We start from the raw sequence: 22,105 nt of genomic DNA, 5'->3' as shown, positions 1-22,105 counted from the left end.
CGGGACGCTGCGACGGGACGCAGCGACGGGGCACCCCGGCCGGTGAGCCGGGGTGCCCCGTCGTCGTGCGTGCGTCCTGGTGGACGCAGGGGTCACTGACCCAGCTCGACCCCGCACTCGGTCGAGGCCTGCTCGGTGATCTCGGCCTGGGCGTCGGCGGAACCTGCGCTGTTGAGCCCCTGGACCTCGGTGGCCAGCTGCTGCAGCGACTGCGGGTCCACGCCCTGCGGGAGCTCGCCGCGGCTGAGGCCGTCGAGGTCGTCGAAGGTCAGCCCGGCCTTCTGCAGCGCGGTCTCCAGCTGGTTGAGCGGCGCCAGCACCTGCTGCCACGCCCCGGAGATCTCCTGCGGGGCCGAGTCGCCGAGCTCCTGCAGCGTGGTGATCGCCGCGTCGAACTGCGACAGGTCACCGGTCGCGAGGGCGGTGAACTGCTTGTTCGCCGACTCCAGCTGCTGGCAGTAGTCCGACGAGCCGCCGGCCTGCGCCGCCTCCTCCGACTCCGAGGGCGACTCCGACGGGGTCTCGGCCGACTCCGAGGCCGAGGCCGACTCCGAGGGGGCCGGCTCCTCGGACCCCTCGTCGCCCCCGCCGCAGCCGCTGAGCGCCAGGCTGAGCGCGAGCGCGCTGCCAACCATCATCATCTTCGTACGTCGCACGTCCGTCTCCTGTCTGGTGGGTTCTGCTGGTCGGGTGCCGGTCAACCGGGTCAGGACCCGCTGAGGTCCACGTCGCACTCGGAGGAGGCGTGCTCCTCGATCGCGTCGCTGGCCTGCTCGATCTCGTCGCCGCCGAGGGACTCGATCTCGGTACCGAGGTCCTGGAGGGCCTGCTCGTCGAGGCCCTCGGGCAGCTCGCCGGCCTGGATGTCGGCGAGGTCGCCGAACCCGATGCCGGCGTCCTCGAGCGCGCTCTCCAGGTCGTCGAAGGCGCCCAGGAAGACGTCCCAGTCCCCCGACACCTCGTCCGGGGCCTGCTCCCCGAGGTCGCGGAAGGTCGAGATGGCCTCCTCGATCTCGTCGGCACTGGGCTGCTCGCTGTCGAAGGCCGCGAACTGGTCCTCGGCCGAACGCAGGTCCTCGCAGTACGCGTCGGTGCCACCACCGCACCCGCCCACCAGGAAGCTCATGCTGAGGGCGGTCGTGGCCATCAGGATCCTGCTGCGTCGCATTCGTGACTCCCTCATGAGGTTCGCGCACCCGTCCGGGCACAGGCACCACCCTGCCCCATCCGGGTGGTCGGCGGCGGCGAACGGTGGGGTGTGTCCCGTCCGGGGCGGCGTCGGCGCTGGCGGGACCACCGGCGAAACCCCGGGGATGGTCCCCCACGGCGGTGTCCTCGCCTAGCCTCGGCGGCATGCGTCGTGCCGCCGTCCTGCTCCTGCTGCCCGTCCTCGCGGCCTGCGGCGGCCCGGCTGCCGACGATGAGCCCACCCCGGACCCGTCGTCCTCCCCGTCCTCCTCCCCGTCGACCTCCCCGTCCCCGGAGGCCGACGACGCGCCGGACGCACCCTCCACCGGAGCGGCCCCCGCGAGGACTCCCGCCTGTGCCGAGGTGCGGGCGGGGATCGACGCGTTCAACGAGGGCGACTACGACGAGACCGTCGCCCGCTTCGTCGAGGCGGTCCCGCTCGCCGAGGAGCAGCTCGACGGCTCCGACCGGGCCGACCAGCTGCTCGAGGCCGTGCGGTGGTACGCCGCGCTCCCGCCCGAGGACTACCCCGAGGCGGCGGTCTCGTCGGAGGAGTTCCAGCTCTACAAGGCGATCACGCTCACCCAGTGCGACCCGGTGCCCGACGGGGGCGGGCCGTCGACGCCTCCCCCGGTCGAGGCCTGAGGGGCGCCAGGGCCCCGGCGGGGCGGACCGCTCAGGCGTGCGCGACGCAGCGCGAGACGTGCGGGCGCGCCTCGAGCCGCTCGGCCGGGATCTCCTCGCCGCACACCTCGCAGGTGCCGTACGTCCCGTCGGCCACCCGGGCGCGGGCGTCGCGCACCGCCGTCAGCGAGCGCAGCAGCTGCTCCTGGGTGGAGACGGCCGACATCCGGTGCGCCGCGGCCGCGGTCCCCTCGCCGACCCGCTTGCCGAAGGGGATGCCCTCGGCCTCGGCGGGCCCGCCGACCAGGGCCGCCAGCTCGGCCTCGAGGTGCGCCTCGTGCTCGGCCAGGGTGCGGTCGGCGTCCGCGAGCCGGGTGGTGTCCATCTGCGCAGCCTAGGCCCGCCGCACCCCGGGCCGGGCCAGGTGCGGCTCAGGGCTGCACGAGGATCCGGACCGGGCTGCCCTCGCGCTCGTGCAGCCGCCGGATGCCCTCACCGACGTCCTCGAGGGAGACCACCCCGCTGATGGAGCGGCTGAGGTCGAGGCGGCCGGTCGAGACCAGCCGGGCCAGCACCCCGATGTCCTCGACGCGGTAGCCGAGGTGGCCGCGGACCTCCTTGCGGCTGAGGTTGAACCACATGCTCGGGCCCAGCGACCACTCCTCGCCGCTCATCCCGACGCCGACCAGGCGCCCGCGCGAGCCGAGGCTGGCCAGGGCCTGGTCGAAGGTGACCTTGAGGCCGACGGAGTCGAAGGCGACGTCGAGCATCTCCCCGCCGGTGACCTCGGCGATCTTCGCGGCGAGGTCGGGGTCGCGGGAGTCCAGGGCGAGGTCGGCGCCGAGCTCGAGGGCCCGGGCGCGCACGGTCTCGTCGAGGTCGACCGCGACGATCGGCGTGGCGCCGACCAGCCGGGCCAGCTGGACGACGTGGGTGCCCACGCCGCCGGCGCCCCACACGCCGACGGCCTCGCCGACGCGGACCTGCCCGGTGTGGACCACGGCGCCGTACGGCGTGGAGACGGCGTCGGCGAGGATCGCGGCCTGCTCCATCGACACGTTGTCAGGGATCCGGGTCAGCCCGCCGGCCTGGGCGACGGTGTACTCCGCCCACGCCCCGTCGTAGGCGAAGGCCATCAGCGCCAGCGCGGTGCAGCTGCTGGGGTCCGCGCGGCGGCACGACGGGCACTGCCCGCACGGGCGGCCGGCGGCCGGCACGACACGGTCCCCGACCGACCAGCCGGTGACGCCGGGACCGAGCTCGGCGATCGTGCCGGAGGCCTCGTGGCCCTGGGTGATCACCGGCGGTCCCATCGCGGGGAAGGTGCCGTCGAGCAGGCTGAGGTCGGAGTGGCAGATCCCGCAGAACGCCACCTTCATCAGCACCTCGCCCGGTCCCGGGGTCGGCACGGGGACGTCGGTGACCTCGAAGGTCAGGGTGCGGGTGTCGAGACGCTGGGCACGCATCGTGCGGGGCGCCTGCTCGGAGGAGGTGGGCATCAGGCGACCTTCTCGTCCTGCGCGCGGCGTACGGCCGACCGCGGCGTCGGCGCGAGCGTCTTGGCGAGGTTGGTGCGCAGCGTGGTGATCGAGTCCAGCACGTAGTTCTGCCGCACCCGCCACGGCCCGGAGTCGCCCTGGCGCGGGAAGGCGTCGATCGAGCGCTGCACGTAGCCGGCGGCCAGGTCGAGCAGCGGCCGCTCGGTGAGGTCGCGGTCCGGGCGCGGCTCGACCGCGGCGTAGTCGTGGCCGTCCATCCAGTTCAGGACCTTGCAGACCAGCTTGTGGGACAGGTCGGCGCGCAGGGTCCAGGAGGCGTTGGTGTAGCCGATGCAGACCGCGAAGTTCGGGACGCCGGTCATCATCGCCCCCTGCCAGACGAACTGCTCCGACAGCGGGACGGTCTCGCCGTCGACCTGCGGGCTGATCCCGCCGAAGGCCAGCAGCTGCAGGCCGGTCGCGGTGACCACGACGTCGGCCTCGAGCACCCGCCCCGAGCTGAGCCGGATCCCCTCGGGCACGAACGAGTCGATGGTGTCGGTGACGACCTCGGCATCGCCGGCCTTGATCGCCTTGAAGAGGTCGCCGCTGGGCACCGCGCACAGGCGCTGGTCCCAGGGGTCGTAGGTCGGCGTGAAGTGGTCGGCGACCATCTGCTCGTCACCGAGCAGCTTCATCGTCATCCCGAGCAGCAGCTTGCGCGCCTGCTGCGGGCGCTGCTGGCAGAACTGGTAGAACGCCGTGCCGAAGGCGATGTTCTTCGACCGCACCAGCGTGTGGGCCAGGCCCGCCGGCAGGTGGGCGCGCAGGAAGTCGGCCTTGGCGTCGCGGCTGGGCACGGCGCTGATCCAGGTGGGGCTGCGCTGGAGCATCGTGACGTGCTCGGCGCGGCCCTCGCCGCTGGTCATCGACGGCACCAGCGTCACCGCGGTGGCGCCGCTGCCGATCACGACGACCTTCTGGTCGCTGTAGTCCAGGTCGGCCGGCCAGAACTGCGGGTGGGCGACCGTCCCGGCGTACTCCTCGATCCCCGGGAAGTCGGGGGTGTAGGTGTCGTCGTAGTCGTAGTAGCCCGCGCAGGAGTAGAGGAAGTCGCAGGTCATCGTGGTGCGCTCGCCGCGGTGGTCCAGGGTCAGCGTCCAGCGCGCCTCGGCGGTGGAGAAGTCGGCGGAGACCACCTTGGTCGAGTACCGGATGTGCTCGTCGATGCCGAACTCGGCGGCGGTCTCCTGGATGTAGCGCAGGATCGAGGGGCCGTCGGCGATCGCCTTGGCCTCGCGCCAGGGCTTGAACTGGTAGCCGAGGGTGAACATGTCGGAGTCGGAGCGGACGCCGGGGTAGGTGAACAGGTCCCAGGTGCCGCCCATGGTCTCGCGGGACTCCAGGATCAGGTAGCCGCGGTCGGGGCACTCGGTCTGCAGGCGGTAGCCCGCGCCGATGCCGGACAGGCCGGCGCCGACCACGACGACGTCGACGTGGGCGGGCAGGGGGAGGTCGTCGGTGCTCATGGCTCCATCCTGCGCCGTCGGACACCGCCATTCTTGATCCTGCGCGACAAGTCGTTGATCCTGGACGACATGTCGGTCATCCGCTCCGCCGGGCTGCGCGGGTTCCGCGACGAGGTCACCGCGCTCGGGGGCGACGCGGAGGCGCTGGCCCGGCGGTCCGGGCTGGACCCGGCGGCGCTCGACACCGACGACCTGCTGGTGCCCGACCTGGCGCTGGCCGGGGTGCTCGAGCTGGCGGCTGCCGAGCTGGACCGGCCCGACCTCGGGCTGCGGATCGCCCGGCGCCAGGACCTCTCCCTGCTCGGCCCGCTGGCGCTGGCCATCGAGAACTCCCCCACCGTGGCCGACGCGCTGGCGTGCAGCACGCGCTACCTCTTCGTCCACGCCCCCGCGATGCGGATCACCTCGGTCCCCGACCCCGACGGCGTGCGGGGGGTCGAGGGGCTGCGCCTGGACGTGACCCCGGCCGGCATCGTCCCGCCGCGGCAGGGCACCGACCTGAGCCTGGCCTCCCTGCACCGCAACATCGGCACGCTGGTCGGGGGCACGTACGGCCTGCGCACCGTGGACCTGCCCTACGACCCCGTCGCACCGGCCGCGGCCTACGAGGAGTTCTTCGGCGCCCGGGTCCGCTTCGGCCGGCCGGCGGCGATGCTGCGGCTGCCCAGCAGCCTGGGCGCGCTGCCGCTCTCGGGGCGCGACGAGACGGTCCGCCGACTCGCCCTGGAGTTCCTGGACCGGCAGTCGCCGGCGCTCGACGACACCGTGGCGCCGCGGGTGCACGGCGCCGTCCGGGAGCTGCTCGGGACCGGGACGCCGGAGGTCGCCGCCGTCGCCCGCCTGCTCGGCCTGCACGCCCGCACCCTGCAGCGCCGCCTGGCCGCCGAGGGCACCACCTTCGCCGCCGTCCTGGACGCGGAGCGGCGCCGGGCGGCCGAGGGCTACCTCCTCGACACCGACCTGCCGCTCAGCCAGGTCGCCGGCCTGCTCGGCCTGGCCGAGCAGTCGGTGCTCACCCGGGCCTGCCGCCGGTGGTTCGGGCGGACGCCGCGGGAGGTGCGGCGGGTCGGCCGGTCCGGGCCGGGCGTGCCGGGCGTGCCGGGCGTGCCGGGCGTGCCGGGCGCGCTGGGCGCGCTGGGCGCGCTGTAACGCTGTGTTACTTCATCTGGTGCGGTGTCGTGACGATGCGCGAGATGGAGTAACACAGCGTTACAGCCGGCTCCGGCCGGCCGGCCGGTCACCCGGGCAGTGAAGCGGCCCGGGGCGCCGGACGGGGTATGGGGTGGGACGCCGCGAGGCGTACGCGCACCGCGCCCGCGGCGCAGCCGACCACCACGAGGCCGCCGAGCAGGGTGGTCGGCCCGACCTGCTCGCCCAGCAGCAGGGCGGCCCAGCCGAGGCTGACCACCGGCTGCGCGAGCTGGACCTGGCTGACGGAGGCCATCGGGCCGATGCCCAGGCCGCGGTACCACGCGACGAAGGCCAGGAACGTGCTGACGACCCCGAGGTAGCCGAAGGCCGCCCAGGCCGACGGGCCGGCCGACGGGAGCCCCTGGTCGACGAGGGAGACGGCCGTGAGCGTGGCCGTCAGCGGCACGCAGAGCACCAGCGCCCACGACACGGTCTGCCACGCACCGATCTCGCGGGCCAGCAGTCCGCCCTCGGCGTACCCCGTGGCCGCCGCGACCACGGCGCCGAGCAGCAGCAGGTCGGCCCACCCGACCCGGTCCGGGCCGGCGCCCTGCAGCCCCGCGAAGACCATCGCGGCCGCCGCGCCCGCGAGGGCGGCGACCCAGAAGACGGGCGGCAGACGCTCCCCGGTGCGCAGCACGGTGGCGACCGCCGTCGCCGCCGGCAGCACGGCGATCACGACGGCGCCGTGGGTGGCCGGCACGGAGGTCAGCGCGAAGGAGGTGAGCATCGGGAACCCCACGACGACCCCGCCGCCGACGACGGCCAGCCGGCCCCACTGGTGGCTGGTCGGCAGCCGCTGGCGGGTCAGTGCCAGGCACAGCCCGGCCAGGAGCGCGGCGACCACGGCCCGGCCGCACCCGACCAGCAGCGGCGGCAGGTCGGCGACGGCCAGTCGGGTCAGCGGCACCGTCAGCGAGAAGCCGACGACCCCGAGAAGACCCCAGGCCGGGCCGACGAGCCGTGGGGGAAGCGGTGAAGCCCGTCTGATAGTAGCGCTATCATGCTTGTTCATGGATGACGATAGCAGCGGACGGATCGCGGCGGCGCTGCGGGAGTGGATCGGCACGGCCGCCCCGGGGTCGCGGCTGCCGTCGACGCGGGCCCTGGTCGCCGAGCACGGCGCCAGCCCGGTCACCGTGCAGCGGGCGCTGCGGACGCTGTCGACGCAGGGACTCGTGGAGACCCGTCCGGGCGCGGGCACGTTCGTGCGCGCCGCACGCCCGGTGCGCACCGCCGACCTCGGCTGGCAGACCGCGGCCCTGCGCCCGCCCCCGGCCCGCTCCCCCGGTGTGCCCGCGGCGCTGCGCACGACGTCGGACGACGTGATCGCCCTGCACTCCGGCTACCCCGACCCCGCCCTGCTGCCGGAGCGGCTGGTGCGCGCCGCCCTCGGCCGGGCCGCCCGGTCCGACGCGGCGCTGGTCCGGCCGCCGAGCGAGGGCCTGCCGGGGCTGCGCGCCTGGTTCGCCTCGGAGCTGGCCACCACCACCCCGGTGGACGTGACGCCGCCCGCCGCGCACGAGGTGGTCGTCCTGCCCGGCAGCCAGAGCGGCCTGAGCTCGGTCTTCCGCGCCCTGGTGGCCCCGGGAGAGGCGCTGCTGGTGGAGTCCCCCACCTACTGGGGCGCCCTGCGCGCCGCCGAGCAGGCCGGGGTGCGGGTGGTGGCGGTACCCAGCGGGCACGACGGGCCGGACCCGGCCCGGCTCGACCGCGCCTTCGCCGAGACCGGGGCACGGGCCTGCTACGTGCAGCCGCACTACGCCAACCCCACCGGGGCGCAGTGGACCCCGGCCCGCGGGGCCGAGGTGCTCGCGGTCGCCCGGGCGCACGACGCCTTCCTGGTGGAGGACGACTGGGCGCACGACCTCGGCATCACCACCACCCCGCTGCCGCTGGCGTCGCTCGACGACACGGGCCACGTGGTCTACCTGCGCTCGCTGACCAAGAGCGTGTCCCCCTCGCTGCGGGTCGCCGCACTGGTGGCCCGGGGGCCCGTACGAGAGCGGGTCCTCGCCGACCGGGCCGCGGAGTCGCTCTACGTCAGCGGTCTGCTGCAGGCCGCCGCCCTCGACGTGGTGACCCAGCCCGGGTGGCGCACCCACCTGCGACGCCTGCGCGAGCAGCTCCACGGCCGGCGGGACCTGCTGGCCGGCGCGCTGCGCGAGCACGTGCCGGACGGCGTGCTCGAGCAGGTCCCTGCAGGCGGGCTCAACCTGTGGCTACGCCTGCCGGCCGGCACGGACGTACCGGACCTGGTGCAGCGCTGCAGCCGCGCCGGTCTGGCCGTCGCCGACGGCGCCGACTGGTTCCCCGCCGAGCCGCCCGCGCCGTACCTCCGGCTGGGTTTCGCCGGCCCCCGCCCGGCGGACTTCGCCGAGGGCGCGCGCATCCTCGGCCGGGAGCTCGCAGCGGCGGCCCCCGGTCGGTGACACCGGCTCAGACGAGCCCGCTCGGATCGGAGGGCACGTCCACCGCGTGCTGCTGCAGGAGCTCGAGCGGCACCAGCCGCAGCACGGCCTCGTTGGTGGAGGCGAGCACCACCGGGGCCGCCACGCCGTCGCGGTGGGCCCGCGCCCAGTTGAGGGCCGTGACGCACCAGCGGTCCCCCGGTACGAGGCCGGGGAACGAGTACGCCGGCATCGGCCGAGACAGGTCGTTGCCGATGCTGCGCTGGTGGTCCAGGAACTCCGCGGTGGCGACCGCGCAGATCGTGTGGCTGCCCTGGTCCTGCTCGCCGGTGCGGCAGCACCCGTCGCGGAAGAACCCGGTCATCGGGTCGGTGCCGCAGGGCTCCAGCTCGCCGCCGAGGACGTTGCGCTCGCTCACCGCACCATCCTCCCACCTGCCGGGATCTGGACGGTCCGCCCGGCTGGAGGGGGCACGGCGAGCACCGGGGCCGGGCGGCGCTGCGAGGGGTGGGGCAGGCTGGGGCGCATGACCGACGAACGCCCTGGTGACCGCCTCGCTGCCCGGCTGGAGGCCCTGGGCCTCGCCGACGCCCTGGCGGAGTCCGGTCTGCCGACCGTGGCCCGGGACGACCAGGGCCGTGCGGGATGGACCGACCCGCTCACCGGCCGGGCGCTGAGCGACGACGAGATCGAACGGCTCGACGCGCTGCTCCGCCAGCAGGGCTCCCAGCCGGAGCACGCCGTCCCCGTCGGCCTGGTCCAGGTCGCCCGCCGGGCAAGGGTGCGGGAGGAGCTGTTGGCGGGCCGCTGGCACGACTACCCCTCGCTCGCAGAGGTCCGCGGGACGAGCGTGGACGCGACCCGGTTCGCGGTGCACAAGGCCGCGTCGACCCACCGGCTCCTGCTGGTGAACGCCGGGGAGCAGGTCCTCATCCCCGCCTTCCAGCTCACGGCGGACGGAGAGGTGAGGGCCGACCTCGCCCCGGTGCTCGAGCCGCTGCTGGCCGCCGGGATGGACCCGTGGCGGGTGTGGGCGTGGCTGACCGGCCCGGCGGCGCTGCTCGGCGGCGCGGTGCCGGAGCGGGCCGTGTCCGACCCAGAGGAGGCCGGCCTGGTCCTGCACGCGGCAGTACGACTCGCCGAGCGTTCGCGGCACACCGACGCCTGACCTCCGGGGTGTCTCGAGACCCGGTGACGAGCGACCCTGGGCGCGGCGTAGCGGTTTCGGACGGGTACGGGGTCGGTCGAACCCGGGTGGTCGAGGAGCGAGCGCAGCGAGCGTCTCGAGACCAACCTCCGCAGGTCGATGGGTGATCCCCGTGCACCTGGTGGGTGCAGATCACCCATCGACCGAGCTGGGTCGGCTTATGTCCGTCGGTGGAAGGTGACCTCGTTGTCGGCGTGGACGGTCATGTCGTAGGTGGGGTCGTGGGCGCGGGCGTGGTGGTGCGGACACAGCAGCCGCCCGTCCTTGAGGTCGGTCTTGCCACCCTTGGAGACCCAGGTGTCGTGATGGAAATGGCACAGGTAGGCGGGCCAGTCACAGCCTCTGGCGGTGCACGTCGTGTCACGCAGCGCGATCGCGATCCGTTGCGGGGTGGAGAACAACCGCTTGCCGTCGCCGAGGTCGAGGATCTCCCCGTCGCCGCCGAGGACGACCGGGATGATCTCGGCCTCGCACGCCAGACGCCGGACCTGCGCGACCGTCATCTCCCCACCGGTGTCCAGGGTGGCGGTCCCGAGGCCGTCCTGGAGATCCTTGAGGAACGTCGCGACCACGACCGTCGCGGACGTTCCCCCGACCTTCGGTGCGCTCGTGCGGGGGTAGTTCTCGATGAGCTCGCAGAACGCCTCACCCAGCTTCTGCGCCGACGGGCGGCCCTTGACCCACTCCCGCTTCCCACCCTCGGGGTCGTCGCTGGCGGAGGTGCAGTTGACGTGGCCAGGGGCAGCGAACCCGTGGAGGAGCTTCTGCAGCATCTGCCCTTGGACTTCGGGGATCGTGAACCGCCCGTGCGCGGTGCCGTGCCCGTCGAACGACAGCGTGAACCTGCGCTTCTGCGCGGCCTTCGCCTCAGCGGCTTCGAGCCTCTTGCGGTCGATCTCCTCACCGACCTGCGGTGCGATCAGGGTCAGGATGTGCGCGCCGAGCTGCTTGAGCTCGGTGGGAGCGAACTCGACGGCGTAGGCGACCAGTGCCTCCTCGGCCTGGACCAGGAGGGCTGCGTCGAGGTCGTCGGGGAGGTCCTCCAACGCGTTCACCACGACCCGGACCTGATCGGGGTTCATGACACCGTCGGCCAGCGCGTCCCGCACACGGTGCCACCGGGACTCCAGGGCGGTGGCCAGCTTCACCTGGGCGGCGGTGACGTTCTTCGGCGAGCGGGTGGCGTTGGCGGCCCAGACACCGGTGGAGGTGCAGCCGGTGTCGGCGCCGACCTGGACCTCCTCGGCGTGGGCCAGGACGGCGTACTCGTAGGCCGCGAGGCGCGACTTCAGCTCGGACAGGGCCACGATCGTCTGCCGGGTGGTGGCGGCGTCCAACGCGAACAGCGGCCGCTCCGCCAACGCCGTCACGCTCGCCGACAGGGCGCGGACACCGGCCGGCACGGGGTGTGCGGTGGTGGTGTCGTTGTCGGTGGCCATGGATCAATCCAAGCACTCGCCACCGACAGTTCTGGGGTGTTTCAACAGGTCAGAGGCAGTTTTGCACACCCAGTACGGCCACATTCGATCAAAGGTTCGTTAACAGGCTTGCAGTGATGGTCTCGAGAGGCGCTCACTACACTCGCTCCCGCACCGCGAGGCGGGGAGCTCACCCCCTCGGCCCGCGCCCCCACCGATCACTACGATCCAAGGCGTGCCTGAAGCCGATCGCAGTGACGCCGTGCTGACGACGTACGAGCGGGCCCCCCAGCTGCCGGGCATCCTGCTGGGTCGCCTCGGGGTCTTCCACGGCGCGGTGACGCTCGGCAGCTCGCTGCTCGTCGCCCACCGGGAGGACGTCTCTTGGGACGGCACGCACCTGACGTACGCCGGCTCCCGCTATGCGGTGGGTGACACGTTCTCCGCCGGCGGGGGCCAGACGACCGTGGGTCGCCTCAAGCAGGTCGCCACCCCGCCGGGGTGGCCGGACAACGCCGGGGCCGTCGTCGTACGACGCCCCGACGGCGCGTCCTAGCGACCCCGGCGCGAGCCGTTCAGCGGCCGAGGCGGGTGCGCAGCTGCTGCGACGGGCGCTGCTGCTCGCCCTGCTGGGCACCCATCACGACGAGCACGCCGGTGATCGCGGGGATGGCCCACTGCACGGCCTGCAGCTGGCGCTGGGCCGCGGCGAGGCCGGCGGAGGCCTGGTCGGACGGCTCGGTGGCACCCTTGCCGCCCTGGTCGCTCTCCTTCTGCACCTTCGCGCCGAGCACGCCGCTGTAGGCGGTGAGACCGGCCGCGGTGACGGTGAGGGCGAGCTTGATCGCGGTGTTGGCGGCGGCCTCGTCCTGCTGGCGCACGCGGCGTCGGTTGGCGAGGATGAGACCGGCGCCGCCGACGGCGTGCGCGCCGATCGCGGCGGCGTTGACCGGGGCCCAGCGCTTCCAGCCCTCGGCCGACAGGCTGAGACGCTCGCGCGGGTCCTGGGCCTGGGCCGCGGCACCGTTGAGGCCGACCGCACCCATCAGGGAGCCGCCGAACCAGCCGGCGAGGCCGAGGTCGTGGAGGCTGCGGACGGTGGTGTTGCGCTGGGACATGGTTTTCCTCCTGGAGGCGATGAGATCAGGCGCGGCCTGCACTCGTTCTCTGGGCGAGCACGTGCGGCGCGGTGCGCTCGACGCTAGGTGCGGGTGGGGGGAGGATCGTCACCACCCGCACCTCCTGCCCCCGCTCCCCCCTCCCCACCCCTGGAGACGACATGGATTCCTCTGCCACCACGACGTTCGAGATCGCTGCCCGTCCGGAGGCGGTGGCCGCGGGCGTCCACCAGGTCGTCGCCGAGAACAAGCACCGCCCCGGCGACCAGACCCCCGACGGCCGCACCATCTCCTTCGTCACCCGCAAGACGATGCTGAGCTGGGAGCTCGACGCCCGCGTCCGCGTCACGCCGACCGCAGCCGGCTCGCGGGTAGAGCTGACGGTGGACACCCTCCCGGGGCGTCGCAAGGCACTCCTGGACGGCAAGAAGAACGCCCGCTCGGCCGAGAAGCTCGCCGAGCAGATCCGTTCCGCCACCGCCTGAGCGGTGCCGGCTCGGCACGCGCTCAGGCGAGGTGGATCAGCGCGGCGCCGCCCAGCGCGACCAGCCAGCTCGCCAGGCTGCCGATCAGGAAGTACTCCGAGACGTCGCTCGGGCCGTCCGCCTCCGGTCCGCGCTGCGCTCGCTGCAGCTCGGGGAAGCGCAGCAGGCCCTTCGCGGCGACCACGATCGCAGCGGCGGTCAGCTCGCCGAGCGCACCGAGACCCACGATCAGGATCCGCTCCATGGGGCCCAGCACCCGCCCGCCCTTGAGCCGCTTTTCGTTCGTGGTGGCCGGCACGCCGACCGCGTCGAGCAGCAGGCGTACGACGATGTTGGCGGTGACCAGCTGTGCCAGCACCACGCCCGTGGCCACGACGAGGTCGGCGGCCGGCCAGCGGGCCGCGACGGTGCGGCTCAGGACGTCGGGCCAGGTCAGCGTCGTGGTGACGGCCTGGACGCCGAGCAGGGCCGTCAGCCCGCCGACGGCGAGGGCGGCGAAGGCCACCGCACGGCCCACGTCGCGCTGCTGCGGGGTACGGCGGGGGTCGAGGGCGAGCGTGGAGGAGACCAACCAGGTCGCGACGAGGCCGCCGAGCACGGCGAGCAGCAGGGCCCCGGGCCCCACTCCGGGGTCCAGCCGCAGCAGTCCGACGAGCAGCACCGTGGTCGCCACCCCGAGGCAGGCGAGGAGCCGACGCGGGGTCACGACGTCCTGGGAGGCCCGCAGCAGGTCGCTCGCGCCGATGGCCGCCAGCCAGAGACCGACCAGGACCAGGCTCACCCGCGGTCCCCCTCGCTCTCGATGTCGCCCTCGCCGGCGGCGAAGCTGAGATGAGCCTCGCGCAGGGCACCGACACCCCGCGCGAACTGCTGGCTCACCGCGGACCGGCTGATGCCCTCGGCCGCGGCGATCTCGACCTGGCTCGCGCCGGTGACGGCGGCGGCGAGCAGCCGCTGTCCCCGGGGGCCGAGCCGGTCCACCAGGGCGTCCCTGGTCAGCAGGAAGGCGTTGACGCGCCCCTGGTCGGGGCCGACGTACCAGGTGCGCTGGGCCGCGCGACGCGGCCGTCCGAGCACGTCGAGGGCGTCGCGGGCCGTCCACCACCCGGGGCCGTCCTGCAGCAGCGGACGGCGCCGGCCGTGCACGGCGACCTCCCCGTGGCCGAGCCCGCACCGCACGTCGTACGCCGGCAGCAGCGCGAGCCGGACCAGCAACGAGGCGAGCACGGCGTCGGAGACCGAGGTGAAGGCGCCCTGGAGCTCGTCGCCGACCGTGGGTTCGAGTGGCTGCTCGGGCCGCAGCGCGGCCGTGACCTGGTCGAGCACGGTCGCGAGGTGGTCCTGGAACGCGGCGCGGTCCTCGATCGACCGGGAGTCCACGACATCGCCGATCAGGGTGTGCAGGACGACCATCTGTTCAGCATATGCCTGAACTGTCGCGAAGTTAAGGCAGATCCTCGGGGCGGAACCCGGGGCGGGACACCGGGGGCGACGCGGCGCCGGCGAGGGCTGGGCTGACGCCGCGTGGTCACCGCGAGGGGGGATCTCGGCGACGTCCTCACCCTAGACCCGGTGTCCAGCCTCAGACCGCTGCCAGCACCAGCCCCACGACGACCCCGGTCAGCGCGCACGCCCCGAGGGTCCGCAGCACCGACCAGCCCCGCCAGAAGATCAGCGCGAACCCCAGACCGGTGATGGCCACCGCAGGCCACTGGACCGAGTCCAGGACCGGGAGCTCGAGGTCGAGCGGGCCGGCCCCGACGCGGTCGGTCTCGGCGAAGAGGGTGTGCAGCGCGAAGTAGACGCCGAGGTTGGCGATGACGCCGACCACGGCGGCGGTGATGCCGGTGAGCGCGGTCGCGAGCGACCGGTTGCCGCGGAGACGCTCGACGTAGGGCGCCCCCAGCAGGATGAACAGGAAGCACGGCACGAACGTCACCCAGGTCACCAGCAGCGACGCCAGGACCGCCGCCACCCACGGGTCGAGTTCCCCCGGCGCCCGGTAGGCGCCGACGAACGCGACGAACTGCACCACCATGATCAGCGGCCCCGGGGTGGTCTCGGCCAGGGCCAGGCCGCGGACCATCTCGCCCGGGGCCAGCCAGCCGTACACCTCGACGGCCTGCTGGGCGACGTAGGCCAGGACCGCGTACGCACCGCCGAACGTCACCACCGCCGCACCGGAGAAGAACAGGCCCTGGTCGACGTAGATGCTGGACCGCCCGAAGACGAGCCCGGCCAGGACGACCGGCGCGGCCCAGAGCGTGAGCCCGACGGCGAGGACCACCGTCGCGCGGCGTCCCGACGGCCGCTCGGTGTGGAGGGCGTCGTCGCTGATGAGTGGCGCCGGGCCGTCGTCCGCGACCGCCCCCGACGGCCGGCCGACACCCGGGAGCACCCGCCCGAGGAGCCATCCGACGAGCGCCGCCGCGGCCACGACGGCGGGGAAGGGCACCGAGAACAGGGTCAGGGCCAGGAACGCGGCGACCGCCAGGGCCACCAGCGCCGGGTGGGTCAGGCCCTTCCGGGCGACCCGGACCACGGCCTGGGCGACGATCGCGATCACCGCCGGCGCCAGTCCCAGGAACAGCGACTCCACCACGGTGGTGTCACCGAAGGCGACGTAGATCCCCGACAGCACCAGCAGCGAGACGACCCCGGGGAGGATGAACAGGATCCCGGCGACCAGGGCGCCCCGGACGCCGTTGAGCAACCACCCGACGTACGTCGCCAGCTGCTGCGCCTCCGGGCCCGGCAGCAGGGTGCAGTAGGACAGCGCGAAGAGGAACCGCTGCTGGCCGATCCACCGCTTCTCCTCGACCAGGGTGCGCTGCATCACCGCGATCTGGCCGGCGGGGCCGCCGAAGGTCTGCAGGGAGATGGCGAACCACGCCCGGGCGGCCTCGCGGAGCGGGACCACGTCGCGGACGGGGGGCGGCGGGGACGACGGGGCCACGGGTGGATCGTCCGCGAGCCCGGGGCCGTGGTCAACCGGGCCGTCCGTCCGACCTCGGCTCGAGGCGCCGCGAGCGTCATCTCGCGGCGCCGCGAGCGTCATCTCGCGGCGCCGCGAGCGTCATCTCGAGGCGCCGCAAGTGTCATCTCGGCGGGTCGGTCTGCCCGGTACGTCGCGACCTTCGGCCCTGCCCCCCGGACCGTCCGGCGGGTGAGGTGGGAAGCACCGGGCGCCACGCCCGTCACCGAGCAGAGGAGCGCGCATGAGCACCACCCCGGCCCCCACCCCGGCCCCCACCGCGGCCTCCACCCCGGCACCCCCGCCCGCGGGGCGCTGAGCGAGATGACGACGGAGCAGTGCTGGGAGCACCTGGCGCGCGGCACCGTGGGCCGGATGGCCTACGTCGACCGCGACGGCCCGGTGATCGTGCCGCTGAACTACCGCGTCGCGGAGGGCCGGATCTGGGTCCGCACCGCCTCCTACGACCAGCTGGCCATCCACCTGCCCCACCAGCAGGCCGCCTTCGAGGTCGACCACGTCGACGAGCACGCGCACACCGGCTGGAGCGTGCTGGTGCGCGGGCACGCCGAGCACGTCGTGGCCGGGCCCGGCGAGACGCCGGGCGACTGGCCCGACCCCGCGCCGTGGCCCGAGGGCCTGCGCTGGATGACGTTCGCGCTGTTCCCCACCACCGTCACCGGGCGGGTCCTGCACCAGGCCGACGTCTCCCCCGCCACCGGCCAGGGCCGGCCCGGCAGCATCCAGCGGCACCCGGCGACACCCGCGGGACCCGCGTCCCGGTGAGCGACGTCCTCCTGGACGACGGCACGGTGGCCGTGGTCCGCCCGGTACGTCCGGACGACCGCGAGGCGCTGGGGCGGCTGCACGACGGCGTCTCGGACGGCAGCTTCCGGTTCCGGTTCTTCGCCCTCGGGCGCCGCCTGGGCCAGGAGTACGTCGCGCACCTCTTCTCCGACACCCCGCCCGCGATCGCCCTCGTCGCGCTGGTCCGGGGCCGGGTCGTCGCGCTGGCCACCGCCGAGCGGATCGACCCCGCCACCGCGGAGGTCGCGTTCCTGGTCGCCGACGACCACCGCGGCCACGGGCTCGGCGCGCTCCTGCTGGAGCACCTCGCCGCGGCCGGCCGGGACCTCGGCGTGCGCCGCTTCACCGCCGACGTGCTCGCCGAGAACGGGGCGATGACCCAGGTCTTCCGCGCGGCCGGCTTCACCGTCGAGCGGGTGACCGAGCAGGGCGTGGTCGAGGTGCGGATGTCGACCGCCGCGTCGGCGGCCGCCGTCGCGGCGGCGGACCGGCGCGAGATCACCTCGGAGGTCCGGTCCCTCTCGGCCCTCTCCCGGCCCGCCGGGGTGGCCGTCGTCGGGGCGCGCCGCGACGGCGTCGGCATCGGCGCCGCGGTCCTCGGGTCGGTCGTCCGGGGCGGCTTCACCGGGTCGCTCGTCGCGGTGCACCCCACCGCCGCCGAGGTCGCCGGCGTCCCGGCGGTCGCGCGCGTGGCCGACGCACCCGGGCCCGTCGACCTCGTCGTCGTGGCGGTGCCGACCCCGGCCGTCGCCGCGGTGCTGCTCGACGCCGCGGCCGCCGGGGCCCGCGCGGTCGTGGTCGTCTCCTCCGGCTTCGCCGAGACCGGCCCCGCCGGGGCCGAGCAGCAGCGCGAGCTGGTCCGGCTGGCCCGCTCCCACAGCATCCGGCTGGTGGGGCCGAACTGCCTCGGGGTGGTGGCCAACGACCCCGCCGTCCGGCTCAACGCCACCTTCACCGACCTGGTGCCCCCGGTCGGCGGGCTCGCCGTCGCCTCGCAGTCGGGCGGCGTGGGCGTGGCGCTGCTCGACGTCGCCCGACGCACCGGCCTGGGCGTGCGGAGCTTCGTCTCCCTCGGCAACAAGGCCGACGTGTCCGGCAACGACCTGCTCTGCGCGTGGATGGACGACCCGGAGGTCACGGCGGCGGCGCTGTACCTCGAGTCCTTCGGCAACGCCCCCAAGCTGGCCCGCCTGGCGCGCCGCTTCTCCGAGACCAAGCCGCTCCTGCTCGTCTCCGGCGGGCGCTCCGCCGGCGGTCGGCGCGCGGGCGCCTCCCACACCGCTGCCACCGCCACGTCCTCGACCGCGGTGGACGCCCTCGCCGGTCACGCCGGCGTGGTCGTGTGCCGCTCCGTGGAGGAGGTGGCGGCGACGGCGCTGGTGCTGACCGAGCAGCCGTACCCGGCGGGCCCGCGGGTCGCCGTCGTCACCAACGCCGGCGGCGCCGGGGTGCTGGCCGCCGACGCGGCCGACGGGGCCGGTCTGGTCGTCGCCCCGTTCACCGACGACCTCCGGGGCCGGCTCGACGCCGTCGCCCCGGGCCTGGCCGGCGCGACCAACCCGGTCGACCTCGGGGCCGGCGCCGAGCCCGGTCTGCTGGCCGCCGTGGTGGAGCAGGTGCTGGCCTCGGACGAGGTGGACGCCCTGCTGGTCGTCCTCGTCGAGACCCTCGTCGCCGACCCCGGCCCGCTGGCCGCGGCCCTCGCGGACGCCCGGGCCACGCGTCCGGGCGTGCCGGTCCTGCTGGTCACGATCGGGACCGGTGGCGACGTCCCCCGCGTCCCGGGCGTCACGTCGCTGGGCGGGGTCCCCGAGGCGGTCGACGCGCTGGCCCGGGCGAGCCGGTACGCCGGGTGGCTGGCGGTCCCCCGAACCGACCCCGCGCCGCCCGACGAGTCGCGGGCGACCGTGGCGCGTGGCCTGGCCGGGCACGGGGCCGGGTGGCTCGACCTGGAGGCGACCCGACGGCTGCTCGCGCCGTACGGCCTGGACCCCGAGGGCGTGCCTGCCAGCGGTCCCGCCGGCGCGGTGGCGGCCGCCGTCCTGGCCGGCTTCCCCGTCGCGCTGAAGGTCGGCGACCCCCGCGTGGTGCACAAGTCGGACCGCGGCCTGGTGCGGACCGGGCTGACCTCGCCGACGGAGGTGTCCGCGGCCGCCGCGGCGTTCGGCAGCGAGCTGGGCGTGCCTGCCGACACCGTCGACGTGGTGGTGCAGCCGATGGCCCGGGGCGTCGAGCTGGCCCTCGGCATGGTCCGCGACCCCACCTTCGGCCCGCTCGTGATGGTCGCCGCGGGCGGCACCACCACCGACCTGCTGGACGACCGGGTGTTCCTGCTGCCCCCGCTCGACCCGGGCGCCGTCGCGCGGGCGATCCGGTCGCTGCGGGCCTGGCCCCTGCTGGACGGCTACCGCGGCGCGCCCCGGGCCGACGTGACCGCCCTCGAGCGGGCCGTGACCGCCCTCGGGGCGCTGGCCTCGGAGGTGCCGGAGGTCGCCGAGCTCGACCTCAACCCCGTCCTGGTCGACGTGGACGGGGTGCACCTGGTCGACGTGAAGCTGCGCCTCGACGGCGCCACCACGCCCGACCCGGGTGTCCCCCGTCGACTGCGGCAGACCTCGTGAGGGCAGCCGCCCGGGCGGTCCCGACCGGCCCCGTCGACAGGGTCGCCGTGCCCTGTCCCGCGTGTGCCGGCAGACCGCAGGCTGGTGCCATGAGCAGACGGGGAGACGCGTGGCGGGCCGCAGCCTAGGGGCCCGCCCGGCCCTGGAACAGCTCGACGCGGACACCTGCCGGGCGCTCCTGGGGTCACGGTCCTTCGGCCGGATCTGCCTCGTCGTCGACGACCGGGTGGTCGTGGTGGTGACGACCTACCTGCTGCAGGACACACAGCTGCGGTTCCGGGCGGCCGCCTTCGGGCCCGCGGCCCGCCGTGCCAGCGAGCGCCCGGTGACCTTCCAGGTCGACGACGCGCAGGGCGGCGAGCCCCCCACCTGGTCGGTCACCGTCGCCGGCGTCCCGCAGCGGGTGCAGGAGGCGGCCGTCCTGGCCTCGCTGTGGTCGGCACCCCGTACGCAGCCGTGGGAGGCCGGCCTCACCTCCCAGTGGCTGACCCTGGGCACCGACGACGTCCAGGGCCGTCGGGTCCACCGCGCGGCCTGACCGGCCTGACCGGCCCGCCCGTGCGACCCGTGCGACCTCAGCCCTCGAGGCTCCAGTCCCGGATCGCCGGGAGGTCCTCGAAGTGCTCGCGCACGTACGCGTGGTGCTCGGCCAGCCGCTCGTGGCACCAGTCCACGACGGCCTGCGCGCCGGGCGGCGTCGTACGGGCCCGCTCGATCGCCTCGATGACGAGGTGGAAGCGCGAGATCCGGTTCAGCACCGTCATGTCGAACGGGGTGGTCGTGGTGCCCTGCTCGATGAACCCCCGGACGTGGAAGCGCCCCGGGGCGGGACGGCCGTGGACCAGCTGGTGGACCGCGCCCGGGAACCCGTGGAAGGCGAAGACCACGTCGACGGTGTCGGTGAAGAGCTCGCGGAAGTGGGTCTCGGCCAGGGCGTGCGGGTGGTCGGGGCTCAGCGACATCAGGTCGACGACGTTGACCACCCGGGTGCGCAGCCGCGGCAGCCGTTCCCGCAGGATCTGCGCCGCCGCGACGGTCTCCAGGGTCGGGGTGTCCCCCGCGCAGGCCAGGACGACGTCGGGCTCCTCAGGACCGGGGTCGTGCCCGGCCCAGGCCCAGGTCCCCGCGCCGGCGGCGCAGTGCGCGGCCGCGGCGTCGAGGTCGAGCCACTGCAGCTGCGGCTGCTTGTCGATGACCACCAGGTTCACGTACGAGCGCGAGCCCAGGCAGTGCTCGGCGACCGCGAGCAGGCAGTTGGCGTCCGGCGGGAGGTAGATCCGGGTGACCGAGCCGCGGTGGGTCAGCACGACCTGCAGCAGGCCGGGGCCCTGGTGGGAGAAGCCGTTGTGATCGTTGCGCCAGGCGGTCGAGGTGAGCAGCAGGTTGAGGCTCGGCACCGGTGCCCGCCAGGGCAGCGCCGCGGCCTCCTCGAGCCACTTCATGTGCTGGACGGTCTGGGAGGCGCTGACCATCGCGAAGGCCTCGTAGGTCGCGAACAGGCCGTGCCGGCCGGTGAGGGTGTAGCCCTCCAGCCAGCCGTGGCAGCTGTGCTCGGAGAGCACCTCCATCACCCGCCCGGCGTGGGCGAGGTGGTCGTCCTCGGGCTCGACCCGTTCGGCGAAGGCACGGTCGGAGACGTCCAGGACGTCGCCCAGCCGGTTGCTGGTGGTCTCGTCGGGGCAGAAGAGCCGGAAGCTGGTCGGGTTGTCGACGTAGACGTCGCGCAGCATCCGCCCCAGCCGGCGGGTCGACTCCTGCCGGACCACGCCGGGGGCCGGGACGTCGACGGCGTACGCCCTCAGGTCCCGCAGCGCCAGCGCCCGGGTGGTGGCGCCGCCGTTGGCGGCCGGCGCGGCGCTCAGCCGCAGGTCCCCGACGGGGTCCTGGAGCGTCGTGGTGGGGCGTCCGGCGGCGTCGAAGAGCTCCTCGGGCCGGTACGACCGCAGCCACCGCTCCAGCATCGCGAGGTGCGCGGGGTCCTCGCGCACCCGGGACAGGGGCACCTGGTGGGAGCGGAACGTGCCCTCGACCAGGACGCCGTCGACCTCGTGCGGGCCGGTCCAGCCCTTCGGGGACCGGAGCACGATCATCGGCCACCGCGGCCGGGTCCCGTCCCACTCCCCGGTCCGCGCGGCCTGCTGGATGTCGCGGATCCGCTGCCAGGCGGTGGCCAGCGCCGCGGCGAACCGGTGGTGCATGCCGGGCAGGTCGGAGCCCTCGACCTCGAGGACCTCGTAGCCGTGCCCGCTCAGCAGGGCGCGCACCTCGGCGGGGTCCTTGCGGCCCAGCACGGTGGGGCCGCTGATCTTGGCCCCGTTGAGGTGCAGCACCGGCAGCACGGCCCCGTCACGGACCGGGTCGAGGAAGGAGATCCCCTTCCACGACCCCTCGAGGGGGCCGGTCTCGGCCTCGCCGTCCCCCACGACGGCGACGGCCAGCAGGCCGGGGTCGTCCATCACGGCCCCGAAGGCGTGCAGCAGCACGTAGCCGAGCTCGCCGCCCTCGTGGATCGACCCCGGGGTGGTCACCGAGACGTGGCTCGGGATCCCGCCGGGCGTGGAGAACTGTCGGACCAGGCGTCGCAGCCCGGCGGCGTCACGGGTCAGGTCGGGGTACGTCTCGCTCCACGTCCCCTCCAGCCAGGACGCGGCGACGAGCGCGGGACCGCCGTGGCCGGGCCCGGCCAGGTAGACCGCGCGCTGACCGGTCTCCCGGACCAGGCGTGAGGCGTGGGCGTAGACCAGGGCCAGCCCCGGGCTGGTGCCCCAGTGCCCGAGGAGGCGGGGCTTGATGTGCGCGGCCAGCAGCGGCTCGCGCAGCAGCGCGTTCTCCTGGAGGTAGATCTGGGCGACCGTCAGGTACATCGCCGCGCGCCACCACGCGTCGACCACCTCGGCGTCACGCCCGGTCAGGTCGGGGAGCCGCGGGGGCTCGGGCAGGACCGCGCGGTCCGGGTCGAGGGCCGTCGTCATGCCTCCCAGCGTGCGGCCGGGGCAGTCGGTCGCGCAGGGGGACGACGGCCCGGCAGGGCGGGACCTAGGACCACCGGCGGTG

The 22,105-nt window shown here is 74.8% G+C and carries 22 protein-coding genes; 9 read left to right on the top strand and 13 right to left on the bottom strand.

Annotated elements, in window-relative coordinates:
• Window positions 1-92: 92 nt before the first annotated feature.
• Window positions 93-656 (bottom strand): hypothetical protein, encoded by a 564-nt coding sequence (locus ENKNEFLB_RS11160; RefSeq protein ID WP_214055499.1) that lies wholly within the window; start codon window positions 654-656, stop codon window positions 93-95.
• A 50-nt stretch (window positions 657-706) separates the two neighbouring features.
• Window positions 707-1,147, bottom strand: a complete 441-nt coding sequence (locus tag ENKNEFLB_RS11155; RefSeq protein WP_214055498.1) for a hypothetical protein — start codon at window positions 1,145-1,147, stop codon at window positions 707-709.
• A gap of 206 nt (window positions 1,148-1,353) precedes the next feature.
• Between ENKNEFLB_RS11155 and ENKNEFLB_RS11150 the strand changes: the two genes are divergently transcribed.
• On the top strand, window positions 1,354-1,833 hold the full coding sequence (locus ENKNEFLB_RS11150; RefSeq protein ID WP_214055497.1) for a hypothetical protein: 480 nt from the start codon (window positions 1,354-1,356) through the stop codon (window positions 1,831-1,833).
• A 31-nt stretch (window positions 1,834-1,864) separates the two neighbouring features.
• Here the strand turns inward: ENKNEFLB_RS11150 and ENKNEFLB_RS22550 are convergent, their stop codons facing one another.
• The 3 genes from ENKNEFLB_RS22550 to ENKNEFLB_RS11135 are packed head-to-tail and all read right to left on the bottom strand — an operon-like array spanning window position 1,865 to window position 4,819.
• Window positions 1,865-2,197 carry a TraR/DksA family transcriptional regulator gene (locus ENKNEFLB_RS22550; protein WP_246535480.1) on the bottom strand — a complete coding sequence of 111 codons (333 nt, stop codon included), beginning with the start codon at window positions 2,195-2,197 and terminating at the stop codon, window positions 1,865-1,867.
• Between the two features lie 46 nt (window positions 2,198-2,243).
• Window positions 2,244-3,311: a zinc-binding dehydrogenase gene (locus ENKNEFLB_RS11140; protein WP_420830500.1), complete on the bottom strand. Its 1,068-nt coding sequence runs from the start codon at window positions 3,309-3,311 to the stop codon at window positions 2,244-2,246.
• The gene (locus tag ENKNEFLB_RS11135) at window positions 3,311-4,819 is read right to left on the bottom strand and encodes a flavin-containing monooxygenase (protein ID WP_214055496.1); all 1,509 of its coding nucleotides are present in this window, start codon (window positions 4,817-4,819) and stop codon (window positions 3,311-3,313) included. The genes ENKNEFLB_RS11140 and ENKNEFLB_RS11135 overlap by 1 nt, the downstream gene beginning before the upstream one ends.
• 33 nt (window positions 4,820-4,852) lie before the next feature.
• Here ENKNEFLB_RS11135 and ENKNEFLB_RS11130 point away from each other — a divergent pair, with 33 nt between their 5' ends.
• Window positions 4,853-5,968 (top strand): AraC family transcriptional regulator, encoded by a 1,116-nt coding sequence (locus ENKNEFLB_RS11130; protein ID WP_214055495.1) that lies wholly within the window; start codon window positions 4,853-4,855, stop codon window positions 5,966-5,968.
• 88 nt (window positions 5,969-6,056) lie between these two features.
• On the opposite strand, the gene ENKNEFLB_RS11125 is transcribed toward ENKNEFLB_RS11130, so the two are convergent.
• A complete protein-coding gene (locus tag ENKNEFLB_RS11125; RefSeq protein ID WP_214055494.1) occupies window positions 6,057-7,025 on the bottom strand; it encodes a DMT family transporter in 969 nt (322 codons plus the stop codon).
• On the opposite strand from ENKNEFLB_RS11125, the gene ENKNEFLB_RS11120 reads away from it, so the two are divergent.
• Window positions 7,024-8,442, top strand: coding sequence for an aminotransferase-like domain-containing protein (locus ENKNEFLB_RS11120; RefSeq protein WP_214055493.1), 1,419 nt, complete (start codon window positions 7,024-7,026; stop codon window positions 8,440-8,442). The two genes, ENKNEFLB_RS11125 and ENKNEFLB_RS11120, sit on opposite strands and share 2 nt — an antisense overlap.
• A 7-nt stretch (window positions 8,443-8,449) precedes the next feature.
• Here the strand turns inward: ENKNEFLB_RS11120 and ENKNEFLB_RS11115 are convergent, their stop codons facing one another.
• The gene (locus ENKNEFLB_RS11115) at window positions 8,450-8,839 is read right to left on the bottom strand and encodes a DUF2237 family protein (protein WP_246535478.1); all 390 of its coding nucleotides are present in this window, start codon (window positions 8,837-8,839) and stop codon (window positions 8,450-8,452) included.
• 108 nt (window positions 8,840-8,947) lie between these two features.
• Between ENKNEFLB_RS11115 and ENKNEFLB_RS11110 the strand changes: the two genes are divergently transcribed.
• On the top strand, window positions 8,948-9,589 hold the full coding sequence (locus ENKNEFLB_RS11110; protein WP_214055492.1) for a hypothetical protein: 642 nt from the start codon (window positions 8,948-8,950) through the stop codon (window positions 9,587-9,589).
• 197 nt (window positions 9,590-9,786) lie between these two features.
• On the opposite strand, the gene ENKNEFLB_RS11105 is transcribed toward ENKNEFLB_RS11110, so the two are convergent.
• Window positions 9,787-11,067: an HNH endonuclease signature motif containing protein gene (locus tag ENKNEFLB_RS11105; protein ID WP_214055491.1), complete on the bottom strand. Its 1,281-nt coding sequence runs from the start codon at window positions 11,065-11,067 to the stop codon at window positions 9,787-9,789.
• Between the two features lie 214 nt (window positions 11,068-11,281).
• Between ENKNEFLB_RS11105 and ENKNEFLB_RS11100 the strand changes: the two genes are divergently transcribed.
• The gene (locus ENKNEFLB_RS11100) at window positions 11,282-11,602 is read left to right on the top strand and encodes a hypothetical protein (RefSeq protein WP_214055490.1); all 321 of its coding nucleotides are present in this window, start codon (window positions 11,282-11,284) and stop codon (window positions 11,600-11,602) included.
• 19 nt (window positions 11,603-11,621) lie between these two features.
• Here the strand turns inward: ENKNEFLB_RS11100 and ENKNEFLB_RS11095 are convergent, their stop codons facing one another.
• Window positions 11,622-12,164 (bottom strand): hypothetical protein, encoded by a 543-nt coding sequence (locus ENKNEFLB_RS11095; RefSeq protein ID WP_214055489.1) that lies wholly within the window; start codon window positions 12,162-12,164, stop codon window positions 11,622-11,624.
• Window positions 12,165-12,325: 161 nt separating this feature from the next.
• Between ENKNEFLB_RS11095 and ENKNEFLB_RS11090 the strand changes: the two genes are divergently transcribed.
• Complete coding sequence (locus ENKNEFLB_RS11090) at window positions 12,326-12,649, top strand: hypothetical protein (protein WP_214055488.1); 324 nt, start codon at window positions 12,326-12,328, stop codon at window positions 12,647-12,649.
• Between the two features lie 22 nt (window positions 12,650-12,671).
• Here the strand turns inward: ENKNEFLB_RS11090 and ENKNEFLB_RS11085 are convergent, their stop codons facing one another.
• The 3 genes from ENKNEFLB_RS11085 to chrA form a co-directional block, all read right to left on the bottom strand.
• Window positions 12,672-13,430: a hypothetical protein gene (locus ENKNEFLB_RS11085; protein WP_214055487.1), complete on the bottom strand. Its 759-nt coding sequence runs from the start codon at window positions 13,428-13,430 to the stop codon at window positions 12,672-12,674.
• Complete coding sequence (locus ENKNEFLB_RS11080; RefSeq protein WP_214055486.1) at window positions 13,427-14,062, bottom strand: SatD family protein; 636 nt, start codon at window positions 14,060-14,062, stop codon at window positions 13,427-13,429. Before ENKNEFLB_RS11080 ends, ENKNEFLB_RS11085 begins: the two co-directional genes overlap by 4 nt.
• A gap of 169 nt (window positions 14,063-14,231) precedes the next feature.
• Window positions 14,232-15,605 carry a chromate efflux transporter gene (gene chrA / locus ENKNEFLB_RS11075; RefSeq protein ID WP_246535477.1) on the bottom strand — a complete coding sequence of 458 codons (1,374 nt, stop codon included), beginning with the start codon at window positions 15,603-15,605 and terminating at the stop codon, window positions 14,232-14,234.
• 210 nt (window positions 15,606-15,815) lie between these two features.
• Between chrA and ENKNEFLB_RS11070 the strand changes: the two genes are divergently transcribed.
• The 3 genes from ENKNEFLB_RS11070 to ENKNEFLB_RS11060 all read left to right on the top strand — a co-directional run bounded on the left by ENKNEFLB_RS11070 (window position 15,816) and on the right by ENKNEFLB_RS11060 (window position 19,589).
• Window positions 15,816-16,409, top strand: coding sequence for a pyridoxamine 5'-phosphate oxidase family protein (locus tag ENKNEFLB_RS11070; RefSeq protein WP_214055484.1), 594 nt, complete (start codon window positions 15,816-15,818; stop codon window positions 16,407-16,409).
• Entirely contained in the window at window positions 16,406-19,051 is a 2,646-nt protein-coding gene (locus ENKNEFLB_RS11065; RefSeq protein ID WP_214055483.1) for a bifunctional acetate--CoA ligase family protein/GNAT family N-acetyltransferase, read from the top strand. Before ENKNEFLB_RS11070 ends, ENKNEFLB_RS11065 begins: the two co-directional genes overlap by 4 nt.
• Window positions 19,052-19,160: 109 nt before the next feature.
• Window positions 19,161-19,589 (top strand): pyridoxamine 5'-phosphate oxidase family protein, encoded by a 429-nt coding sequence (locus ENKNEFLB_RS11060; protein ID WP_214055482.1) that lies wholly within the window; start codon window positions 19,161-19,163, stop codon window positions 19,587-19,589.
• A gap of 37 nt (window positions 19,590-19,626) precedes the next feature.
• Here the strand turns inward: ENKNEFLB_RS11060 and ENKNEFLB_RS11055 are convergent, their stop codons facing one another.
• Window positions 19,627-22,023 (bottom strand): phosphoketolase family protein, encoded by a 2,397-nt coding sequence (locus tag ENKNEFLB_RS11055; RefSeq protein WP_214055481.1) that lies wholly within the window; start codon window positions 22,021-22,023, stop codon window positions 19,627-19,629.
• Window positions 22,024-22,105 lie beyond the last annotated feature (82 nt).

This window comes from Nocardioides aquaticus (genome assembly GCF_018459925.1).
Taxonomy (GTDB): domain Bacteria; phylum Actinomycetota; class Actinomycetes; order Propionibacteriales; family Nocardioidaceae; genus Nocardioides; species Nocardioides aquaticus.
The sequence above is the reverse complement of the archived record's forward strand: the minus strand, read 5'-3'. Positions and strand labels throughout refer to the sequence as shown.

Bases quoted from the DNA above. Each gene is read 5' to 3' on its own strand.
- ENKNEFLB_RS11155 (WP_214055498.1), bottom strand. From the start codon at position 1,147: ATGGCCACGACCGCCCTCAGCATGAGCTTCCTGGTGGGCGGGTGCGGT.
- ENKNEFLB_RS11150 (WP_214055497.1), top strand. From the start codon at position 1,354: ATGCGTCGTGCCGCCGTCCTGCTCCTGCTGCCCGTCCTCGCGGCCTGC.
- ENKNEFLB_RS22550 (WP_246535480.1), bottom strand. From the start codon at position 2,197: ATGGACACCACCCGGCTCGCGGACGCCGACCGCACCCTGGCCGAGCAC.
- ENKNEFLB_RS11140 (WP_420830500.1), bottom strand. From the start codon at position 3,311: ATGCCCACCTCCTCCGAGCAGGCGCCCCGCACGATGCGTGCCCAGCGT.
- ENKNEFLB_RS11135 (WP_214055496.1), bottom strand. From the start codon at position 4,819: ATGAGCACCGACGACCTCCCCCTGCCCGCCCACGTCGACGTCGTCGTG.
- ENKNEFLB_RS11120 (WP_214055493.1), top strand. From the start codon at position 7,024: ATGGATGACGATAGCAGCGGACGGATCGCGGCGGCGCTGCGGGAGTGG.
- ENKNEFLB_RS11125 (WP_214055494.1), bottom strand. From the start codon at position 7,025: ATGAACAAGCATGATAGCGCTACTATCAGACGGGCTTCACCGCTTCCC.
- ENKNEFLB_RS11110 (WP_214055492.1), top strand. From the start codon at position 8,948: ATGACCGACGAACGCCCTGGTGACCGCCTCGCTGCCCGGCTGGAGGCC.
- ENKNEFLB_RS11105 (WP_214055491.1), bottom strand. From the start codon at position 11,067: ATGGCCACCGACAACGACACCACCACCGCACACCCCGTGCCGGCCGGT.
- ENKNEFLB_RS11095 (WP_214055489.1), bottom strand. From the start codon at position 12,164: ATGTCCCAGCGCAACACCACCGTCCGCAGCCTCCACGACCTCGGCCTC.
- ENKNEFLB_RS11090 (WP_214055488.1), top strand. From the start codon at position 12,326: ATGGATTCCTCTGCCACCACGACGTTCGAGATCGCTGCCCGTCCGGAG.
- ENKNEFLB_RS11080 (WP_214055486.1), bottom strand. From the start codon at position 14,062: ATGGTCGTCCTGCACACCCTGATCGGCGATGTCGTGGACTCCCGGTCG.
- ENKNEFLB_RS11055 (WP_214055481.1), bottom strand. From the start codon at position 22,023: ATGACGACGGCCCTCGACCCGGACCGCGCGGTCCTGCCCGAGCCCCCG.